We start from the raw sequence: 20,239 nt of genomic DNA, 5'->3' as shown, positions 1-20,239 counted from the left end.
GTGAGGGCGGCCGCACCGTCGGCGCCGGCGTCGTCGCCAGCATCATCGAGTAAGTTCCCGATGACGGGCCGCTGCCGGAGAAATATTTCCCGGCAGCGGCCTTTTCGCTGGATTGTTCGCGACGGATCCGTTAAAACCCCCCGCCGCTCCCAACTGGAGGCGATGACATCGCAGCCACAGGGAGCATCGTCCGGCGGACGGGCGTCGTAGGAGTGTAGCTCAATTGGTAGAGCACCGGTCTCCAAAACCGGGGGTTGGGGGTTCGATCCCCTCCACTCCTGCCACTCTTTGGCAGGCGACGTTACGGTAGGACGCGGCGGCCATGGCCGTGACGATCTGACATTCTGGCCGGCGCCTTGATGGCGACGGCTGTACCTAAGTGAGACTGGCGGCCCAACCGCGATGGCTAAAAAGAACCCTGCAGAATTCGCTCGCGAAGTCCGGCGCGAGGTGGCCAAGGTTACCTGGCCGACGCGCAAGGAAACGACGATCACATCGGGCATGGTGTTCGTGATGGTCATCGCCGCGTCCCTGTTCTTCCTGGCGGTCGATCAGGTGTTGGCGCTTGGCGTCCGCACCATCCTTGGTCTGGGGGTCTGACGCCATGGCGATGCGCTGGTACGTAGTTCACGTCTACTCCGGCTTCGAGAAGAAGGTCGCCCAGGGCATCCGCGAGAAGGCGGCCCAGAAGGGACTGACGGAGCTGTTCGAGGAAATCCTGGTGCCGACCGAGGAAGTGGTCGAGGTTCGCCGGGGCGCCAAGGTCAACGCCGAGCGGAAGTTCTTTCCCGGCTATGTCCTGGTGAAGATGGAATTGTCCGACGAGACCTGGAGTCTCGTCAAGAACACGCCGAAGGTCACCGGCTTCCTGGGTGGCGGCGGCAAGCCGCAGCCGATCAGCCAGTCCGAGGCCGAACGGATCATCTACCAGGTCCAGGAGGGCATCGAACGGCCCAAGCCGTCGATCACCTTCGAGGTCGGAGAGCAGGTCCGGGTCAACGATGGCCCCTTCACGTCCTTCACCGGCTTCGTCGAGGAAGTGGACGAGGAGAAGGCCCGGCTCAAGGTCGCGGTGTCGATCTTCGGTCGCTCCACTCCGGTGGAATTGGAATACGGTCAGGTCGAGAAGATCTGATCCGGCGAGGGGCGCCAAGTCGCCCCGGCGCCGACAAGCCGGCCGATTGGCCGGAGTTACCGCGCGGGAGGCTCGCCATGGCCGCACCGCGCACCCTGCGGGCCCAATGGGTCCGCGACGTGGTCCAATAGGGCCACATGAAGAGGTGTGAAGATGGCAAAGAAGATTATCGGCTACATCAAGCTGCAGGTGCCGGCCGGCAAGGCCAACCCGTCGCCGCCAATCGGTCCGGCGCTGGGTCAGCGCGGCCTGAACATCATGGAGTTCTGCAAGGCGTTCAACGCGCGGACTGCGGACCTGGAGGTCGGCATGCCGATCCCGGTCGTGATCACCGCGTTCGGTGACCGTACCTTCACCTTCGTCACGAAGACCCCTCCCGCGACCTACTTCATCAAGAAGGCCGCCGGCATCGCCAAGGGCTCGCAGACGACGGGCAAGGGCTTCATCGGCCAGATCTCGATGGACCAGATCCGCGAGATCGCGAAGACCAAGATGGTCGACCTCAACGCCAACGACGTTGACGGCGCCTCTCGCATGTTGGCGGGCTCCGCCCGTTCCATGGGCCTGGAAGTGGTGGAGTAAGACCATGGCACGCATCGGCAAGCGCCTCAAGAACGCCTACCAGGGCATCGACCGCGACGGCTTCATGCCGCTGGATGACGCCCTGCGACTGATCAAGTCCAAGGCGACCGCCAAGTTCGACGAGACCATCGAGGTCGCGATGAACCTGGGTATCGACCCCCGCCACGCCGACCAGATGGTCCGCGGCATGGTCACCCTGCCGAACGGCACCGGCAAGACCGTCCGCGTCGCGGTGTTCGCCCGCGCCAACAAGGCCGAAGAGGCCTTGGCGGCTGGTGCCGACATCGTCGGCGCCGACGATCTGGCCGAGAAGATCCAGGCCGGCGAGATCAACTTCGATCGTTGCATCGCCACCCCGGACATGATGGCCGTGGTCGGCAAGCTCGGTAAGATCCTCGGGCCGCGCGGCCTGATGCCGAACCCGAAGCTCGGCACCGTGACGCCGAACGTGACCGAGGCGGTCAAGGCCGCCAAGGGTGGTTCGGTCGAGTTCCGCGCCGAGAAGACCGGTATCGTCCACGCCGGTGTCGGCAAGGCCAGCTTCAGCGATGACGCGCTCCTGGAGAACATCCGGGCGTTCATCGGCGCTATCAACCGCGCCCGGCCGACCGGTGCCAAGGGCCAATACATCGAACGGATCTCGCTCAGCTCGACCATGGGTCCGGGCGTGAAGCTCGATCTGTCAACCGTTCCGACCGCCTCCTCGACGGCGAACGCGTAAGGGATATGGCCGAAGGGCCCGGGTGACCGGGTCCCAGGTCATCAGGGCGGTGTCCGCACCGCCCGCCCTGTCCGAGACTGCAGGCGCCGGTTCGCCGGCCTAAGATTTGCCTGCATAGACGGGAGTTGCAACCGATTACCCAACGGGTCCGAACCCGTTTGGCACTGACGGCTTGAACTTCTGGGACAGGTAAACCGGAACCTCTGTCCCGCCATCGGCGGGGGAGGGGTTTCAATTGCCGTGTTGGAACGGGTTTCCCCTCCAAGGGATGCCCGGGCCATTTTTAGCAACGGAGACGATCCGTGGACCGCACTCAGAAGGAAGAGACGGTCGCGGCGTTGCATAGCGCGTTGCAGGACACCGGTCTCGTCGTCGTCACCCAGCAGAGCGGGATGACGGTTGCCGAGGTGACGGACCTGCGCCGCAAGATGCGCGCCGCGGGCGCCAGCTTCAAGGTGACGAAGAACCGGCTCGCTCGCATCGCCCTCAAGGGCACGCAGTTCGAAGGTTTGGATGGGTTGTTCAGGGGGCCGACCGCGGTCGCCTACTCGAAGGACCCGGTCGCGGCCGCCAAGGTGGCCGCCGACTACGCCAAGGGCAACGACAAGTTCAAGATCGTCGGTGGCTCCCTCGGCACCCAGACCCTCGACGTCGAAGGTGTCAAGGCGCTCGCGTCCTTGCCGTCGCTCGACGAGCTGCGTGGCAAGCTCCTGGGCATGATCAACACCCCGGCGACCCGTATCGCTGGCGTGCTTCAGGCTCCGGGTGGCCAGGTGGCCCGCGTTCTCGCGGCCTATGCCGAGGCCCAGACCAAGCAGGACGAGGCGGCGTAAGCCTCCTTACGATCTAAACAGAAGTTCAAGCTTTCAAAAACGGAGTTCAAAATGGCTGATCTGGCCAAGCTGGTTGACGACCTGTCCGCTCTGACCGTCCTCGAGGCGGCCGAGCTGTCCAAGCTGCTCGAAGAGAAGTGGGGCGTCTCCGCCGCCGCTCCGGTGGCCGCCGCCGCCGCCGCCCCGGCCGCCGCCGCCGCCCCGGTCGAAGAGCAGACCGAGTTCAACGTGATCCTGACCGCCGCCGGCGAGAAGAAGATCAACGTGATTAAGGAAGTCCGCGCCATCACCGGCCTGGGCCTGAAGGAAGCCAAGGACCTGGTCGAAGGCGCTCCGAAGGCCGTCAAGGAGGCCGTCACGAAGGACGAGGCCGCCAAGATCAAAAAGCAGCTTGAAGAAGCCGGCGCGACGGTCGATATTAAGTAAGACCGTCTTGCTGAACGACAGAGTTCGCATCCAAGCGCTTGACGACGGCCTGATCCTCGAAAGGGGATCATGCCGTCGAATGGCGTTGTATGCGTTTTCTGACGAAAGTCATGTGGCGCGCGGTTATCCCCGCGCGGCACGCGACGACGGACACGACATAGTATACGGTGCGCAACCTTCCGTAAGGTTAACGGTAAGGCTGCCGCACCGATTCGCGTCTCTTAGGGACGCATAAATCGGATGAGTCTACGAGGGGCATCCATGGCCAAATCCTTTACGGGACGTAAGCGTGTTCGCATGAGCTTCGGGAGGATTCCCGAGGTAACCCGCATGCCCAACCTCATCGAGGTGCAGCGGAGCTCTTACGATCACTTCCTCCAGATGGACGTCCCGCCCGAACGCCGCGGCAATGTGGGCCTGCAGGAGGTGTTCCGGTCTGTTTTCCCGATCAAGGACTTCTCCGACCGCGCCGTGCTCGACTTCGTCAAGTACGAGCTGGAACAGCCGAAATACGATGTGGAAGAGTGCCAGCAGCGTGGCATGACCTTCGCGGCGCCGCTGAAGGTCACCCTGCGCCTGAGCGTCTTCGACGTCGAGGAAGAAACCGGTCTCCGTTCGATCCGCGACATCAAGGAGCAGGACGTCTACATGGGCGACATGCCCCTGATGACGGCCAACGGCACCTTCGTGATCAACGGCACCGAGCGCGTCATCGTCAGCCAGATGCATCGCAGCCCCGGCGTCTTCTTCGACCACGACAAGGGCAAGACCCACAGTTCCGGCAAGTACCTGTTCGCCGCCCGCGTCATTCCGTACCGCGGCTCTTGGCTGGACTTCGAATTCGACGCCAAGGACCTCGTGTTCGTCCGCATCGACCGCCGCCGCAAGCTGCCAGCCACGACGCTGCTGTTCGCCTTGGACGGCGCGGAGACCGCGGCGCTGCGCGAGCAGCGTGGAGCCCAGGGGCTGCAGCCCTACGAGGCCCAGGGCATGGCGAAGGAGGAGATCCTCGGCAACTTCTATGACAGCATCGTCTACGAGCGGGCGGCCAATGGCTGGAAGACCCCGTTCAACGCCGATCGCATGAAGGGCGTCAAGCTGGTCGGTGACCTGATCGACGCCAAGACCGGCACGGTGATGTCCGAGGCCGGCACGAAGATGACGCCGCGCCTGATCAAGAAGCTGGTCGAGCAGGGCCTGGAAGAGCAACTGGTCGCGACCGAAGAGCTGGCCGGACGATATCTCGCCGCCGACCTGATCAACGAGAAGACCGGCGAGGTCTATCACGAGGCCGGCGACGAGCTGTCGCTGGTCGACATCGAGAAGCTGGAGAAAGCCGGGATCTCGCAGATCCCCGTGCTGGCGATCGACCACATCAATGTCGGGTCGTATATCCGCAACACGATGGCCGCCGACCGGAACGCGTCCCGCGAGGACGCGCTGATCGACATCTACCGGGTCATGCGCCCGGGCGAGCCGCCGACCCTCGAGTCCGCCGAGGCTCTGTTCAACGGCCTGTTCTTCGACCAGGAGCGTTACGATCTCTCGGCCGTCGGTCGCGTCAAGATGAACGCGCGTCTGGGCTTCAAGACCGACGACCAGGTCCGCGTCCTGCGCAAGGAGGATATCCTCTCCATCCTCAAGGTGCTGGTCGAGCTGAAGGACGGCCGGGGCGAGATCGACGACATCGACCATCTCGGCAACCGCCGCGTCCGGTCGGTCGGCGAGCTGATGGAGAACCAGTACCGCGTCGGCTTGCTCCGCATGGAGCGCGCCATCCGCGAGCGCATGTCGTCGGTAGAGATCGACACCGTCATGCCGCACGACCTGATCAACGCCAAGCCGGCGGCCGCCGCCGTGCGCGAGTTCTTCGGGTCGTCGCAGCTGTCGCAGTTCATGGACCAGACCAACCCGCTGTCGGAGATCACCCACAAGCGGCGTCTCTCGGCCCTCGGGCCGGGCGGTCTGACCCGTGAGCGCGCCGGCTTCGAGGTCCGCGACGTCCATCCGACCCACTACGGCCGCATCTGCCCGATCGAGACGCCGGAAGGCCCGAACATCGGCCTGATCAACTCGCTGGCCACATATGCCCGCGTCAACCAGTACGGCTTCATCGAGAGCCCGTACCGGAAGGTCGTGGACAGCAAGGTCACGGACGAGGTGGTCTACCTCTCCGCCATGGAGGAGGGCCGCTACACGGTCGCCCAGGCCAACGCCGAACTGAACGAGGACGGCAGCTTCGTCGAGGATCTGGTGTCGTGCCGCCAGGGTGGCGAATACCTGATGTTCCGGCCGGAGGCGATCAGCCTGATCGACGTCTCGCCGAAGCAGCTGGTGTCGGTCGCCGCGGCGCTGATCCCGTTCCTGGAGAACGACGACGCCAACCGCGCGCTGATGGGCTCGAACATGCAGCGTCAGGCGGTGCCGCTGATCCAGTCCGACGCCCCGCTGGTCGGCACCGGCATGGAGGCGACCGTCGCCCGAGACTCCGGCGTGGCGATCGCCGCCCGCCGGTCGGGCGTGGTCGACCAGGTCGACGCCACCCGCATCGTGATCCGCGCCACCGAGGAGACCAACACGGCCGCCCCCGGTGTCGACATCTACAACCTGCTGAAGTTCCAGCGGTCGAACCAGAACACCTGCATCACCCAGCGTCCGCTGGTGCGTGTCGGTGACCGGTTGCAGGCCGGCGACATCATCGCCGACGGCCCCTCGACGCAGCTGGGTGAGCTGGCCCTGGGCCGGAACGTGCTCGTCGCGTTCATGCCTTGGAATGGCTACAACTTCGAAGACTCGATCCTGATCTCCGAGCGGATCGTGAGCGATGACGTCTTCACCTCGATCCACATCGAGGAGTTCGAGGTCATGGCCCGCGACACCAAGTTGGGCCAGGAGGAGATCACCCGCGACATCCCCAACGTCGGCGAAGAGGCTCTGAAGAACCTCGACGAGGCGGGCATCGTCTATATCGGTGCCGAGGTGAAGCCGGGCGACATCCTGGTCGGCAAGGTGACGCCGAAGGGCGAGAGCCCGATGACGCCGGAAGAGAAACTGCTGCGGGCCATCTTCGGCGAGAAGGCGTCCGACGTGCGCGACACGTCGCTGCGCCTGCCGCCGGGTGTCGCCGGCACCATCGTCGAGGTTCGCGTCTTCTCCCGCCGCGGCGTGGACAAGGACGAGCGCGCGATGGCGATCGAGCGCGCCGAGATCGAGAAGCTGGCCAAGGACCGCGACGACGAGCGGAAGATCCTGGAGCGCAGCTTCTTCGGCCGCCTCCGCGAGCTGTTGCTCGGCCAGAAGGCCGTCACCGGTCCGCGTGGCTTCCGCACCGGCCAGGAGATCACCGAGGCCGACCTCTCCCCATTGACCGGCGGTCAGACCCGCCAGATCAGCGTCGAGAACGAGCAGGTGATGGAGTACATCGAGCAGGTCGGCAAGGTGTTCGACGACTCGATCGACGCCCTCCAGGCCCGGTTCGAGAACAAGGTCGAGAAGCTTCAGCGCGGCGACGAGTTGCCGCCGGGCGTGATGAAGATGGTCAAGGTCTTCGTCGCGGTTAAGCGCAAGCTTCAGCCCGGTGACAAGATGGCCGGCCGGCACGGCAACAAGGGCGTGATCTCCAAGATCATTCCCAAGGAGGACATGCCGTTCCTGGAGGATGGCCGTCAGGTCGACATCGTCCTGAACCCGCTGGGCGTGCCGTCGCGCATGAATGTCGGGCAGATCCTGGAGACCCACCTGGGTTGGGCGGCGGCCGGTCTCGGCCGTCAGATCGACCAGATGCTGCGCGCATATCGTTCCGCCGCCAAGCGCGGCGCCGACGAGAACGCCGCCAACAGCATCGTGGAGCTGAAGGAAAAGCTGAAGGCGGTTTACGGCAAGTCCTACGACACGGATGTCGCGTACCTGTCGGAAAAGGAACTGCTGGAGCTGGCCGGCAACCTGCGGGTCGGCGTGCCGTTCGCGACGCCCGTCTTCGACGGTGCCCGCGAGGACGACATCTGCCGCATGCTGGAGATGGCGGGTCTGGACCAGTCGGGCCAGAGCACGCTGATCGACGGACGAACCGGCGAGGCGTTCGACCGCAAGGTGACGGTGGGCTACATCTACATGCTCAAGCTGCACCACTTGGTGGACGACAAGATCCACGCCCGGTCGATCGGCCCGTACAGCTTGGTCACCCAGCAGCCGCTGGGCGGCAAGGCGCAGTTCGGTGGACAGCGGTTCGGTGAGATGGAGGTCTGGGCGCTGGAAGCCTACGGCGCCGCCTACACCTTGCAGGAAATGCTGACGGTGAAGTCGGACGACGTATCCGGCCGCACCAAGGTCTACGAGGCGATCGTCCGAGGCGACGACAACTTCGAGGCCGGCATTCCCGAATCGTTCAATGTGCTGGTCAAGGAGCTGCGTTCGCTCGGCTTGAATGTCGAGTTGAACCAACGGGCCTACTGACCTTTGGTGGTCCGGGGCGGGGGTGGCCTGTGCCACCTCCGTCCGCGCCCGCCCGGGACTTGACCGACCGGCGCCTTCACGGCGCCACGATTGACTGATGGAACATGGCCGGCGGGCTGTTGTTCGCGACATAATCAGACGGCGGATACCTGATATTCCATCCGCCGCTCTCAGCCGGCCCGGTGCGGTCGGCCCCGCTTAGGGGAGTGGTTCATGAACGAGTTGATGAATATTTTCGGCCAGACGCAGGGCCCGCAGAGCTTCGATCAGATCCGTATCTCGATCGCGAGCCCCGAGCGGATCCGCTCCTGGTCCTTCGGCGAGATCAAGAAGCCGGAGACCATCAACTACCGTACCTTCAAGCCGGAACGCGATGGGCTGTTCTGCGCCCGCATCTTCGGTCCGATCAAGGACTACGAGTGCTTGTGCGGCAAGTACAAGCGCATGAAGTATCGCGGCATCATCTGCGAGAAGTGCGGCGTCGAGGTCACCCTGTCCAAGGTGCGCCGCGAGCGCATGGGCCACATCGAACTGGCCTCGCCCGTCGCGCATATCTGGTTCCTTAAGTCCTTGCCGAGCCGGATCGGTCTGCTGCTCGACATGACGCTGAAGGATCTGGAGCGGGTCCTCTACTTCGAGAACTACGTGGTGGTCGAGCCCGGCCTCACTCCCCTGAAGCTGCACCAGCTCCTGGGTGAGGAGGACTACATCTCGGCCCAGGAAGAGTATGGCGACGACGCGTTCGAGGCCAAGATCGGCGCCGAGGCCCTGGGTCACATGCTGTCCCAGATCGACCTGGAAGAGCAGCGCATCACCTGCCGCGACGAGCTGCGCGAGACCAATTCGGAAGCCAAGCGGAAGAAGCTGGTCAAGCGCCTGAAGCTGATCGAGGCGTTCCAGGAGTCCGGTTCGCGTCCCGAGTGGATGATCCTCAATGTCATCCCCGTGATCCCGCCCGAGCTGCGTCCGCTGGTCCCGCTCGACGGCGGCCGGTTCGCGACGTCGGACCTGAACGACCTGTACCGCCGCGTCATCAACCGGAACAACCGCCTTAAGCGGTTGATCGAGCTGAAGGCGCCGGACATCATCGTCCGGAACGAGAAGCGCATGCTTCAGGAGGCGGTCGACGCCCTGTTCGACAACGGCCGCCGCGGCCGCGTGATCACCGGCGCCAACAAGCGTCCGCTGAAGTCGCTGTCCGACATGCTGAAGGGCAAGCAGGGCCGGTTCCGTCAGAACCTGCTCGGCAAGCGCGTCGACTATTCCGGCCGTTCGGTCATCGTGGTCGGCCCGGAGCTGAAGCTGCACCAGTGCGGTCTGCCCAAGAAGATGGCGCTGGAGCTGTTCAAGCCCTTCATCTACGCCAAGCTCGAGCTGTACGGGATGGCCTCGACCATCAAGGCGGCCAAGCGCATGGTGGAGAAGGAGCGTCCGGAGGTCTGGGACATCCTCGAGGAGGTCATCCGCGAGCATCCGGTGCTGCTGAACCGCGCGCCGACCCTGCACCGGCTGGGCATCCAGGCGTTCGAGCCGACGTTGATCGAAGGCAAGGCGATCCAGCTGCACCCGCTGGTCTGCACGGCCTTCAACGCCGACTTCGACGGTGACCAGATGGCGGTCCACGTGCCGCTGTCGCTGGAAGCCCAGCTCGAGGCGCGCGTCCTGATGATGTCGACCAACAACATCCTGTCGCCCGCCAACGGCAAGCCGATCATCGTGCCCAGCCAGGACATCGTCCTGGGCCTGTACTACATCACGATGGATCGGCCCGGCGAGAAGGGCGAGGGCATGGCCTTCGCCAACATCGGCGAGATCCAGCAGGCGCTCGACAGCAAGTCGGTCAGCCTGCACGCCCGGGTCAAGGCGCGCTACCACACGATCGACGACGAGGGCAAGCCGATCACCGTGCGTCTGGAGACGACGCCGGGCCGCATGCTGCTGTCCGAGATCCTGCCGCGCAACAAGATGGTGCCGTTCTCGGTCATCAACCGCGTGCTGACCAAGAAGGAGATCACCAACGTCATCGATCTGGTCTACCGCCACTGCGGCCAGAAAGAGACGGTGATCTTCGCCGACCGCCTGATGAAGCTGGGCTTCGGCCACGCCTGCCGCGCCGGCATCTCGTTCGGCAAGGACGACATGGTCATCCCGCCGGAGAAGGCGGCGCTGGTCGCCGACGCGCAGGAGCGCGTCAAGGAGTACGAGCAGCAGTATCTGGACGGCCTGATCACCCAGGGCGAGAAGTACAACAAGGTCGTCGACGTCTGGTCGGACACCACCGAGAAGGTGGCGAACGCGATGATGGAGGTGATCAAGAAGGATCGTCCGGGTCAGGGCATCAACTCGGTCTACATGATGGCGCACTCCGGCGCCCGTGGTTCCGCCGCCCAGATCAAGCAGCTGGCCGGCATGCGCGGGCTGATGGCCAAGCCGTCGGGCGAGATCATCGAGACGCCGATCATCTCGAACTTCAAGGAAGGCCTGACCGTGCTGGAGTACTTCAACTCCACCCACGGTGCCCGTAAGGGACTGGCCGACACCGCCTTGAAGACCGCGAACTCGGGTTACCTGACCCGTCGCCTCGTCGACGTGGCGCAGGACGCGATCATCGTCGAGGTCGATTGCGGCACCACCGACGGCATCACGGTCAAGGCCGTGATCGACGGTGGCGAGGTGATCTCCCCGCTGGCGGACCGCATCCTGGGCCGCACCACGGCGGTCGAGCTGCGCAACCCGCTGAGCGGCGAGCTGGTGATGGGCGCCGGCCAGCTGATCGACGAGGCCCTGGTCGACAAGATCGAGCAGGCCGGCATCGACAGCGTGCTGATCCGCTCGGTCCTGACCTGCCACACCCGCGACGGCGTCTGCGCCAAGTGCTATGGGCGCGATCTCGCCCGCGGCACCCTGGTCAACGTCGGCGAGGCGGTGGGCGTCATCGCGGCGCAGTCGATCGGTGAGCCGGGCACGCAGCTGACCATGCGTACCTTCCACATCGGCGGCGCCGCCCAGCGTGGCGCCGAGCAGTCCTCCGTCGAGGCGGCCTTCGACGCGACCTTGCAGATCAAGAACCGCAACGTGGTCTTGAACTCCGAGGGCGTGCCGGTCGTGATGGGCCGTAACTGCGAGCTGGTGCTGGTCGACGACCAGGGCCGCGAGAAGGCCCGCCACCGCATCCCCTACGGCGCGAAGCTGCTGGCGGGTGAGGAGGAGAAGGTCGAGCGTGGCCGCAAGCTGGCCGAGTGGGACCCGTACACCCTGCCGATCATCACCGAGCGCGAGGGTATCGCCACCTACATGGACCTGATCGAGGGCGTCTCCGTCCGCGAGGTCATGGACGAGGCGACCGGCATCTCGAGCAAGGTGGTCGTCGACTGGCGGCAGCAGCCGCGTGGCGCCGACCTCAAGCCGCGCATCACGCTGCGTGACGAGAAGGGCGATCTGGTCAAGCTGCCCAACGGTGTCGAGGCGCGTTACTACCTGTCGGTCGACGCCATCCTGTCGGTCGAGAACGGCGCCCGGGTCCGGGCGGGCGACACCGTCGCCCGTATCCCCCGCGAGGGCTCCAAGACGCGTGACATCACCGGTGGTCTGCCGCGCGTCGCCGAGTTGTTCGAGGCCCGCCGTCCGAAGGACTTCGCGATCATCTCGGAGACCGATGGTCGGGTCGAGTTCGGCAAGGACTACAAGACGAAGCGCCGGATCGTGGTCGTTCCGAACGACGAGAGCGAGCAGCCCAAGGAATATCTGATCCCCAAGGGCAAGCACATCTCGGTCCAGGAAGGCGACTACGTCCAGCGTGGCGACCTGCTGATGGACGGCAACCCCGTGCCGCACGACATCCTGGCGGTCATGGGTGTGGAGGCGCTGGCCGCCTACCTCACCAATGAGATCCAGGAGGTCTATCGGTTGCAGGGCGTCAAGATCAACGACAAGCACATCGAGGTGATCGTCCGCCAGATGCTGCAGAAGGTCGAGATCGAGGACGCCGGCGACACCACCTTCCTGGTGGGCGAGCAGGTGGACCGTCAGGAGTTCGACATCGAGAACGAGAAGGTAATCGCGGAAGCTGGTGCCGACGGCGTGCAGCTCCGCGCGGCGAAGGCGCGGCCTGTCCTCCAGGGCATCACCAAGGCTTCGTTGCAGACCAAGTCGTTCATCTCCGCCGCGTCGTTCCAGGAAACCACCCGCGTGCTGACCGAGGCCGCCGTCTCGGGCCGCGTGGACAACCTGGATGGCCTGAAGGAGAACGTGATCGTCGGTCGCCTGATCCCCGCCGGTACGGGTTCGGTCGTCAACCGCCTGAAGCAGATCGCCGCCGAGCGCGACCGGGAGACCACCCATGTCGAGCACGACGGCAGCGAAAGCGTCATGCCGGGCTTGCCGGAAAACCGGCCCAACGTGGCGTAAGCCACTGGCACGGACGTCTTCGTGACGTGACTGGAAAAGGCCGCTCCGGGAAACCGGGGCGGCCTTTTTTCATGTGGCTTCTCGGCCTTCCGATCGAAGAAGACGCTCAGCCGCCTTGTTGTTTCAGCCTTCCCACCGCCAGGACGAACAATTCGGAACCTGACACCACTTGATCGACGTTGAGGAGGTCGATCGCGCCAACATCGTAGTCGGCGAGGGTGCGCAGTTGATGCGATCGATTGAGCAAACGCCCATGATCGGCATCCATCCGTCCCGCCAGTACGATATGTTTGCCGAAAAGGCCGATCACGGTGCTGTGGGACTTGGTCGTCTCCGGTAGCACTCCGGAAAGGGCGAGAGCCGCTCCCGCCGCATGCAACGCGGCGTAGTAGGCCCGATTGGTCGCACCCTCCAGATCTCCCTCATCAAGGAGCAAGCGGGCGGACGCGATCGCTCGTTCCGCCTTCGCCACAAGTGATCCGGCGTCATTCAAAGGCGGATGCCTTCCGCCGCCATGCGGCGGGTCAAGTGAGGGATTGGATGCGCTTCCGGCTCTTCCAAGCTGCCATCCTCGACCGGCATCGGCTGGATATGGATGTCATGAGCCAACAAGACGTCGAACGCGGCATCGGCCATGATGAGGGCTTCGCCGACCAAGTCCTTGATTGGGCTGGACAGGACGACCCCGAGATCGAGGTCGCTATCGGGATGATGATCGCGCCGCGCGCGACTGCCGAAGAGGACGATTCCCTTGAACCGGATACCATACACGTCATTCATCCGCTTCCTGAACGCCTCGATCGCGAGGACTTCCAGCGTGCTGAGACCCAAGTCGATGTTGCTGGCCATGATTGATGCCCGGGGAAAACAGCAAAGCTCGTCAACGCTTAGCCTACCGCTCCCATGATGGTCAGCATAGCGGCCTTTTCCGGAGGAAGGAGCGGCTTACCATCCATGTACGGTATGCCGCACTGCGGGAATCCGCCGCATGGGGTTTAGGAGCCGCGCGGACTGGTGCTGCGACGCGATCTGAGCCTATGATTTCCTTCACGCGTTCGTCATACGGTCCAGCCACGTCAGGCTGGCGGTGACGGGATCTCGTGATGACGCGGTTTGACGGCTTGGATCGATGATGAACAGACTGCCAAAAGACGAAGCCCACATGCTGTCGCGCCTCGAACAGCTATGCATCGACAAGGGTTTGAAGATGACCGACCAGCGCCGCGTGATCTCACGCGTCTTGTCGGCCGCGACGGATCATCCCGACGTGGAGCAGGTCTACAAGCGGGCGGCGGACATCGACGGCAAGATCAGCATCGCCACGGTCTATCGGACCGTCCGCCTGCTGGAGGAGGCCGGCGCCATCGAGCGGCTGGATTTTGGCGATGGTCGCGCGCGGTTCGAGGAAACGCGCGAGGAGCATCATCATCACCTGATCAACGTGCAGACCGGCGAGGTGACCGAGTTCCACAGCGACGAGCTGGAGGGCATAAAGGAGCGGATAGCGGCCGAACTGGGCTTCAAGCTCCTTGGTCACCGGCTGGAGTTATATGGCGTGCCGCTGGATGGCTCCGCGCGGCGCACCACAAAATGACGGACCTCCAAACCCTGTTTCGGCGGAGCGAACGATGAGCGAGCGGCCCCTGAGGAATAAGTCGGTTTGTGACAGCGAGGAGTCGTGCTGCCGTCCCGCAGTCCAGCGAGCCTACAGCGAGTTACGGCGCTGCGGCCAGCCGGAACGCTATGCCTTCGAGGCGGCGATCGCGGTCTATCGCTACCACCATCCAGCATCCATGCCCCGACAGGCGGAACTGGTCGTGGCGGAATGGGTGTGGGACGGCGTCATGCACTGACGGATCCCGGCGCTGGCGGATCCCGGCGCTGGCGGAGGGGCCACCAGCATCCACGTCAGCTCGTGCTTGTTGTGGTGCAGATGCAGGACGCGGCTACCGGGAATTTCAGCGAACTCTCGGGTGGCCGCGTGGTCCGTCGGCCCTTGGAACTTGATGGTGCAGATGAAGTTGCGGCAGAGCCCGCTGTCGAGCCAGCCATGGATCAGGCGGAGCAGGCGCTCGGGATAGCAGATCACGTCGGAACAGAGCCAATCGACCTTGCCAATCTCCTGGGGCACGAGGCCGAACGCGCTCTCCCGCCGAAAATCGACGCGCGGCAGTGCCGCGACGGCCGGCGCCAAGGGCGCCTTGTCCACGCTGATGACGCGGGCTCCCAATTCATGCAGGACCCAAGTCCAGCCACCCGGGCTGGAGCCGAGGTCGAGCGCCACGGAACCGGGACCGGGCATGGTGCCGGCCAAGGTCAGTGCCTCCCACAGCTTCAGATAGGCGCGGTTTGGCGGCACGGTGCGGTTCTCGACGAATTCGACCTCGCCGTTGCGGAACGGGCTGGAACAGCGCGCCGCCGCGATGATTGAGGTCTCGCTCTCCATCATCCACGATCCGAGCGGCGCCTGGGGTGCTGGCGTGGGGAACACCAGCGGCTTGGCCGAAACGTGGGGAAGCTGTTCCTGGATCAGCTTGGCCCGGCCATGGTGGCGCACGGGATAGAGCGCCCAATTCCGCTGGATGCCGCGCAACGCCTTGGCGGCCGTCTTGATCGAGGCGACCGGCAGCCGAACTGGATCGTGCCAGACATTCTCCACCCAGGCGACCCGCCGCGCGGGACCGGGAGCGAACACCAGCCGGTCGTGTACGACCGCGACGTCGCCCAGCTCGGCGACCAGATCATCCACGAAACCCTCGGGCGCCAGATATCCGGTCATGCCCAGGGCCTCGCCCACCGGGAGCCCCCCTGCTTGACCCAATGGCGCGCCGTCGGCGGTCTGCGGTATCGGGTCTGACACGATGGTTCAAGCTCCTGAGCGGCGGAGGGCTCGAATAGCCCAGGCGGCGTCGGCGATCAACCGGCGCCGCGCCTCAAGCAATCGCGTGGCGGGGCAGGGGCTGGTCGGCGAGGGGGTGGCGTTGGAGGCGATGGAGGGCCATGCCGTCGCGGTCGAACAGGTGGCAGGCCGCCGCCGGGATGCCGACACGGATCGGCTCACCGGGGCGGACGGTGGTCTCGCCATCGGTGCGGAGAACGAGGGTCTGGCCGTCGGCGATCCTGACATGGCAATAGGTCTCGCCGCCCAGCCGCTCGACCACGAAAACCGTGCAGTCCAAGATGGTATCGCCTTGATCGGCCTCCACCAGATGCTCGGGCCGGATGCCGAGCGTGACCGGAGCGCCGTGAGCCAAGCCGGCGGCTTGTGCCGGGACCGTCATGGTGTCTCCGCCAGGGATCTGGATGGTGGCGCCGTCGCGGTCGGTGGAGACGACCTTGGTTTCGATCAGGTTCATCCGGGGGCTGCCGATGAAGCCGGCGACGAACAGGTTGCGTGGGTGGTGGTAAAGTTCGAGCGGCGATCCCGCCTGCTCGACATGGCCGGCGCGCAGCACCACGATCTTGTCGGCCAGGGTCATCGCCTCGACCTGATCGTGGGTGACATAGACCATGGTGGCGTTGAGGTCGTCCTTCAGCTTGGCCAGCTCGATCCGCATCTGCACCCGCAGCGCCGCGTCCAGATTGGACAGCGGCTCGTCGAACAGGAAGACCTTGGGCTCGCGGACGATGGCGCGGCCGATCGCGACGCGCTGGCGCTGGCCGCCGGACAGGTCGCGCGGCTTGCGGTCCAGCAGGCTCTCGATCTGAAGGGTGCCGGCGGCCTCGCGGACCTTGCGGTTGATCGCGTCCTTGCCGGAATTCGCCAGCTTCAGACCGAAAGCCATGTTGTCGTAGACGGTCATGTGCGGGTAGAGCGCGTAGCTCTGGAACACCATGGAGATGCCGCGTTCCTTGGGCGGCAGGTCGTTGACCCTGACACCGTCGATCGTCATCTCCCCGCTGGTGATGTCCTCGAGCCCCGCGATCAGGCGGAGCAGGGTGGACTTGCCGCAGCCGGATGGCCCGACGAAGACGGTGAACTCGTTGTCCCTGATGTCCAGGTCGACGCCGTGGATGATCTCCACACCGCCGAAGGATTTGCGCACGTCGCGCAGCGTGACGTCGGCCATTCGCGGATCATCCTCCCCTAATTACGATCAAGCTCATCCCTTCACGGCCCCCGCCGTCAGCCCGGAGACGATCTTCCGCTGGAAGATCATGACGAGCACGAGCAGCGGCACCGTCACGATCACCGAGGCTGCCATGATGTTGCCCCAGGGCGATTCGAACTGGCTGTTGCCCGTGATCAGCGCGATCGCGACCGGAACGGTCCGCATCTCGTTGGACAGCGTGAAGGACAGCGCGAACAGGAACTCGTTCCACGCCGCGATGAAGGCGAGCAGACCGGTGGTCACCAGCGCCGGCCCCATCAGCGGCAGGAAGACGCGGGTGATCACGACCCAGGGGCTGGCCCCGTCCACTATGGCGGCCTCCTCCAACTCCTTCGGTAGTTCCCGCATGAAGGTGGTCAGCACCCAGACCGTGAAGGGCAGGGTGAAGATCATGTAGGACAGGATCAGTCCAACCAGGTTGTTGTACAGGCCCAGCCAGCGGATCAGCTCGAACATGCCCGACAGGACTGCGACCTGCGGAAACATCGACACGCTCAGCACCACCATCAGCAGCGTGCCCCGGCCCCGGAACTGGATGCGGCCCAGCGAGTAGGCGGCGGTGACGGCCAGGAACAGCGACAGCACCACGACCGAGACGGACACAACGACCGAATTGAGGATGTTGCGGCCGAAAGGCTGGCCCGTGAAGACGCCGACATAGTTGTCCCAAGCGGGATTTGATGGCCAGAACTCGACCTGGAACAGCCCGGATCCCGCTTTGAGCGAGGACACGATCGCCCAGTAGAATGGGAACACCGTGTAGACGACGATGCAGGCGACCAGCAGATAGAAGAAGAGGCGGCCGATCAATTTCCGGATCCGCATGGCTACTTGCCTCCCTGGTCGAAGTTCACCTTGCCGACGGTGATGTAGATCACGGTGAAGGCGGCGATGATCAGGAACAGGAAGGTCGCGGCGGCCGAGCCATAGCCGACATCCTGGAAGTCCACCAACTGCTGGCGCGCGTAGACCGACATGGACGCGGTCGCCCTACTGTTGCCGGTCAGCACATACATCAGGTCGAAGATCCTGAGCGCGTCCAGCGTCCGGAAGATGATCGCCACCATCAGGGCCGGCTTGATCAAGGGCAGGGTCACCTTGAAGAAGACCTTGACCGGATTGATGCCATCGACCCTGGCCGCCTCATAGACCTCGCCGGGCAGCAACTGGAGGGCGGCCAGGATCAGCAAGGTCATGAAGGGCGTGGTCTTCCAGACATCGACCGCGATCACCGCGTAGATCGACAGGCTGGGATCGGCGATCCAGGCGCGCGGCGTGTCGATCAGGCCGACGAACAGGAAGATCTCGTTAATCACGCCATACAGGTCGTGGTACATCCACCCCCACATCTGCGCCGATACGACCGTGGGGATCGCCCAGGGGATCAGCATCGCCGCCCGCAACAAGCCCCGGCCGGGCATGTGGGCGTTCAGCGTCAGGGCGATGATCATGCCCAGCACCGTCTCGACGCTGACGGAGATCACCGCGAAGAACACCGTGTTCCAGACGGCGCGCCACCACTGCGGGTCGATCGCCAGATAGTAGAAGTTCAGGAGGCCTATGAACTCGTGGTATTCGAGGTCGTACAGCGTGGCGTCGGTGAACGAGAAATAGATCGTCCGCGCCAGCGGCCAGCCCGCCACCAGGGCCAGCACCGCCAGCATCGGCGCCAGGAACAGCCAAGCCGCCCGGCGGCGCTGACGGGTCAGCCGCGAGATGCCTGGAGCGGCGGCGACGGTGGCGGGAGTGGCGGTGGCGCCTTCCGTCGGACGTTGGGGGAAACTGGGGGTCACCGATGGCGTCGTCATGGTTTCCCGCCCTCCTACCAGCGCCCGCCGCGGCTGACCCGGTCGAGCGTCCGCTCCAAACCGGCCAGGCTGGTCTTGGCGTCGGTTTCGCCGGACAGCGTCGCGTGAACCGCGTTCCAGAACTCGGCCGAGACTTGGTTATAACGGACGCCGGTCACCCGCGATGGCCGGGCCACCGCGTTGACGAAGGTTTCGTACAAGTCGCCGAAGAAGGGGCTGGCTGCCAGTACCTCCTTGTCCTTGTACAGCGCGTCGATCGTCGGGTTGAAGCCGCCGACGATGGCGCGGCGCTTCTGCTCCTCCCGGCTGGTCAGATAGCGGACAAGATCCGCCGCCTCCTTCGGATGGCGCGAGTACTTGGAGACCGCGAGCTGCCAGCCGCCCAGGGTGGCGGAATGCTTGCCGTCCTCTCCTCCTTTGGGAAGTCGGGCCACCGCGACCTTTCCGCGCACGGGGCTGTCCTCCGCGTTCAGCAAAGGCCAGGCGTAAGGCCAGTTGCGCATGAAGACCGCGTTGGCGGACTGGAAGACGCCACGGCATTCCTCCTCGCTGTAATTGATCACGCCCTGGGGCGACACGTCGTTCACCCAGGACGCGGCCAGCGTGATGGCGTCGGCCGCGCGGGGATTGTTGACGGTGATCTTGCCGTCCGCATCGACGATGGTGCCGGCGTTGAAGCTGTCCAGCCATTCCAGCGCGTTGACCGTTAGGCCCTCGAAGGCGCGTCCCTGGAAGACATAGCCCCACATGCGGTCGTTGCCGGCGGCCCGCTCGCCTTGCTGGATCAGGCGCGCCGTCTCGGTCATCTCGCGCCAGGTGGACGGCACCGGACGATCGTATTTCTCCAGCAGATCCTTGCGGTAATAGAACACCCCGGCGTCGGTGAACCAGGGCATCGCCACCAGACGCCCATTGACGATATCGTTGGTGACCACGGCGGGAAAGTGTTGCTCCAGCGTTTTCGGATCTATGACGTCGGTAAGGTCCATCAGGTGGTTGGCGAGGATGCCTGGCCACACCACATCGATCTGGAAGACGTCGATGTCGGCGGATTTGGCCGCCAGCAACTGCTGGTACAGCGCCAGCCTCTCGTTGCTGTCGTTGGGGGTCGAGACCATCTGGACGCGATGACCGGTGGCTTGGGACCAAGCCTGGACGCCGGTTTCGCAGACCTTGAACTCGATGCCGAGCGAACCGCAGGAAATCGCCACGGTCTTCGCATCCTGCGACCATACCGGGTTGGCCAGGGCGAGGGCCGTCGAAAGAGCCGCGACCGCGACAATTTTCCTCATGGCTGGTCGATCCTCCCTTGTGTCACTTTCAATTTCGGCCTTATGGGCTGGCCGTTTTTCTGGTGATCGTTAGCGGAGTCTTCACTCCTGGGATGCCGATGATTTGACTATCCGGAACGAACCCGTCAGCGGCGGGCAAGTTCCAACCGAGGGACCAACTAGGCGATTGACACTCATTCTCAACTGCTCTAACCATGGAGCATCATTGGCTGGGTTCGAACGATCATGTATGTCTGCATCTGCCACGGATTTACCGAGAAGAAGGTCAAGCAGGCACTCGCCAGCGGCGTTTGCACCACCGCTGGCCTGTTCAACTGCATGGGATGCAAGCCGCAATGCGGCAAATGCGTTCCCTATGTTCGAAAGATGGTCAACGACCATCGCGGCGCCCTGGCCTGCGCGAACACCTGCTCTCCACCGATCGACGAGGAAGCCGCCATCGCGGCCGAGTGAGCCTCCCCAGTTTCAACT

Annotated in this window: 17 protein-coding genes and 1 tRNA gene; 11 read left to right on the top strand and 7 right to left on the bottom strand. The window is 64.5% G+C overall.

What is annotated here, in order from left to right:
• Positions 1 to 208 precede the first annotated feature (208 nt).
• From N825_RS06765 to rpoC, 9 genes are all read left to right on the top strand, one after another.
• Positions 209 to 284: transfer RNA gene (locus tag N825_RS06765), tRNA-Trp, on the top strand.
• Between the two features lie 118 nt (positions 285 to 402).
• Complete coding sequence (gene secE / locus N825_RS06760; RefSeq protein ID WP_037448540.1) at positions 403 to 600, top strand: preprotein translocase subunit SecE; 198 nt, start codon at positions 403 to 405, stop codon at positions 598 to 600.
• A gap of 4 nt (positions 601 to 604) precedes the next feature.
• Complete coding sequence (gene nusG / locus N825_RS06755) at positions 605 to 1,135, top strand: transcription termination/antitermination protein NusG (RefSeq protein ID WP_037448537.1); 531 nt, start codon at positions 605 to 607, stop codon at positions 1,133 to 1,135.
• Positions 1,136 to 1,288: 153 nt separating this feature from the next.
• The gene (rplK, locus tag N825_RS06750) at positions 1,289 to 1,717 is read left to right on the top strand and encodes a 50S ribosomal protein L11 (RefSeq protein WP_037448534.1); all 429 of its coding nucleotides are present in this window, start codon (positions 1,289 to 1,291) and stop codon (positions 1,715 to 1,717) included.
• 4 nt (positions 1,718 to 1,721) lie between these two features.
• Positions 1,722 to 2,438 carry a 50S ribosomal protein L1 gene (rplA, locus tag N825_RS06745; protein ID WP_037448532.1) on the top strand — a complete coding sequence of 239 codons (717 nt, stop codon included), beginning with the start codon at positions 1,722 to 1,724 and terminating at the stop codon, positions 2,436 to 2,438.
• Positions 2,439 to 2,740: 302 nt separating this feature from the next.
• Positions 2,741 to 3,271 carry a 50S ribosomal protein L10 gene (gene rplJ, locus N825_RS06740; RefSeq protein WP_037448529.1) on the top strand — a complete coding sequence of 177 codons (531 nt, stop codon included), beginning with the start codon at positions 2,741 to 2,743 and terminating at the stop codon, positions 3,269 to 3,271.
• A gap of 51 nt (positions 3,272 to 3,322) precedes the next feature.
• Positions 3,323 to 3,697: a 50S ribosomal protein L7/L12 gene (gene rplL / locus N825_RS06735; protein WP_037448524.1), complete on the top strand. Its 375-nt coding sequence runs from the start codon at positions 3,323 to 3,325 to the stop codon at positions 3,695 to 3,697.
• A 261-nt stretch (positions 3,698 to 3,958) separates the two neighbouring features.
• The gene (gene rpoB, locus N825_RS06730; protein ID WP_037448522.1) at positions 3,959 to 8,149 is read left to right on the top strand and encodes a DNA-directed RNA polymerase subunit beta; all 4,191 of its coding nucleotides are present in this window, start codon (positions 3,959 to 3,961) and stop codon (positions 8,147 to 8,149) included.
• Positions 8,150 to 8,362: 213 nt separating this feature from the next.
• A complete protein-coding gene (gene rpoC / locus N825_RS06725) occupies positions 8,363 to 12,556 on the top strand; it encodes a DNA-directed RNA polymerase subunit beta' (protein ID WP_037448519.1) in 4,194 nt (1,397 codons plus the stop codon).
• A 106-nt stretch (positions 12,557 to 12,662) separates the two neighbouring features.
• Here the strand turns inward: rpoC and N825_RS06720 are convergent, their stop codons facing one another.
• Positions 12,663 to 13,028, bottom strand: a complete 366-nt coding sequence (locus tag N825_RS06720; RefSeq protein WP_037448516.1) for a HEPN domain-containing protein — start codon at positions 13,026 to 13,028, stop codon at positions 12,663 to 12,665.
• A 17-nt stretch (positions 13,029 to 13,045) separates the two neighbouring features.
• Positions 13,046 to 13,336, bottom strand: coding sequence for a nucleotidyltransferase domain-containing protein (locus tag N825_RS40960; RefSeq protein WP_051511654.1), 291 nt, complete (start codon positions 13,334 to 13,336; stop codon positions 13,046 to 13,048).
• Positions 13,337 to 13,718: 382 nt separating this feature from the next.
• On the opposite strand from N825_RS40960, the gene N825_RS06710 reads away from it, so the two are divergent.
• Entirely contained in the window at positions 13,719 to 14,150 is a 432-nt protein-coding gene (locus N825_RS06710; RefSeq protein ID WP_037448512.1) for a Fur family transcriptional regulator, read from the top strand.
• A 180-nt stretch (positions 14,151 to 14,330) separates the two neighbouring features.
• On the opposite strand, the gene N825_RS06705 is transcribed toward N825_RS06710, so the two are convergent.
• The 5 genes from N825_RS06705 to N825_RS06685 form a co-directional block, all read right to left on the bottom strand.
• Positions 14,331 to 15,335: an SAM-dependent methyltransferase gene (locus N825_RS06705; RefSeq protein WP_084164451.1), complete on the bottom strand. Its 1,005-nt coding sequence runs from the start codon at positions 15,333 to 15,335 to the stop codon at positions 14,331 to 14,333.
• A 154-nt stretch (positions 15,336 to 15,489) separates the two neighbouring features.
• Positions 15,490 to 16,626, bottom strand: a complete 1,137-nt coding sequence (locus N825_RS06700; RefSeq protein WP_037448510.1) for an ABC transporter ATP-binding protein — start codon at positions 16,624 to 16,626, stop codon at positions 15,490 to 15,492.
• 33 nt (positions 16,627 to 16,659) lie between these two features.
• Positions 16,660 to 17,493: a carbohydrate ABC transporter permease gene (locus tag N825_RS06695; RefSeq protein WP_037448508.1), complete on the bottom strand. Its 834-nt coding sequence runs from the start codon at positions 17,491 to 17,493 to the stop codon at positions 16,660 to 16,662.
• Between the two features lie 2 nt (positions 17,494 to 17,495).
• Positions 17,496 to 18,476 carry a carbohydrate ABC transporter permease gene (locus tag N825_RS06690; protein ID WP_084164437.1) on the bottom strand — a complete coding sequence of 327 codons (981 nt, stop codon included), beginning with the start codon at positions 18,474 to 18,476 and terminating at the stop codon, positions 17,496 to 17,498.
• Positions 18,477 to 18,490: 14 nt separating this feature from the next.
• A complete protein-coding gene (locus tag N825_RS06685) occupies positions 18,491 to 19,768 on the bottom strand; it encodes an ABC transporter substrate-binding protein (RefSeq protein ID WP_037448506.1) in 1,278 nt (425 codons plus the stop codon).
• Between the two features lie 225 nt (positions 19,769 to 19,993).
• Here N825_RS06685 and N825_RS06680 point away from each other — a divergent pair, with 225 nt between their 5' ends.
• A complete protein-coding gene (locus N825_RS06680; protein ID WP_037448502.1) occupies positions 19,994 to 20,221 on the top strand; it encodes a (2Fe-2S)-binding protein in 228 nt (75 codons plus the stop codon).
• Positions 20,222 to 20,239: the final 18 nt, after the last annotated feature.

The organism is Skermanella stibiiresistens SB22 (assembly GCF_000576635.1).
In the GTDB taxonomy this organism is placed as follows: Bacteria; Pseudomonadota; Alphaproteobacteria; order Azospirillales; family Azospirillaceae; genus Skermanella; species Skermanella stibiiresistens.
This window is presented reverse-complemented; position numbering and strand designations above follow the sequence as displayed.

Coding starts and splice junctions, on each gene's coding strand:
- secE (WP_037448540.1), top strand. CDS start 403: ATGGCTAAAAAGAACCCTGCAGAATTCGCTCGCGAAGTCCGGCGCGAG.
- nusG (WP_037448537.1), top strand. CDS start 605: ATGGCGATGCGCTGGTACGTAGTTCACGTCTACTCCGGCTTCGAGAAG.
- rplK (WP_037448534.1), top strand. CDS start 1,289: ATGGCAAAGAAGATTATCGGCTACATCAAGCTGCAGGTGCCGGCCGGC.
- rplA (WP_037448532.1), top strand. CDS start 1,722: ATGGCACGCATCGGCAAGCGCCTCAAGAACGCCTACCAGGGCATCGAC.
- rplL (WP_037448524.1), top strand. CDS start 3,323: ATGGCTGATCTGGCCAAGCTGGTTGACGACCTGTCCGCTCTGACCGTC.
- rpoB (WP_037448522.1), top strand. CDS start 3,959: ATGGCCAAATCCTTTACGGGACGTAAGCGTGTTCGCATGAGCTTCGGG.
- rpoC (WP_037448519.1), top strand. CDS start 8,363: ATGAACGAGTTGATGAATATTTTCGGCCAGACGCAGGGCCCGCAGAGC.
- N825_RS40960 (WP_051511654.1), bottom strand. CDS start 13,336: ATGAATGACGTGTATGGTATCCGGTTCAAGGGAATCGTCCTCTTCGGC.
- N825_RS06710 (WP_037448512.1), top strand. CDS start 13,719: ATGCTGTCGCGCCTCGAACAGCTATGCATCGACAAGGGTTTGAAGATG.
- N825_RS06705 (WP_084164451.1), bottom strand. CDS start 15,335: ATGACCGGATATCTGGCGCCCGAGGGTTTCGTGGATGATCTGGTCGCC.
- N825_RS06700 (WP_037448510.1), bottom strand. CDS start 16,626: ATGGCCGACGTCACGCTGCGCGACGTGCGCAAATCCTTCGGCGGTGTG.
- N825_RS06695 (WP_037448508.1), bottom strand. CDS start 17,493: ATGCGGATCCGGAAATTGATCGGCCGCCTCTTCTTCTATCTGCTGGTC.
- N825_RS06690 (WP_084164437.1), bottom strand. CDS start 18,476: ATGACGACGCCATCGGTGACCCCCAGTTTCCCCCAACGTCCGACGGAA.
- N825_RS06685 (WP_037448506.1), bottom strand. CDS start 19,768: ATGAGGAAAATTGTCGCGGTCGCGGCTCTTTCGACGGCCCTCGCCCTG.
- N825_RS06680 (WP_037448502.1), top strand. CDS start 19,994: ATGTATGTCTGCATCTGCCACGGATTTACCGAGAAGAAGGTCAAGCAG.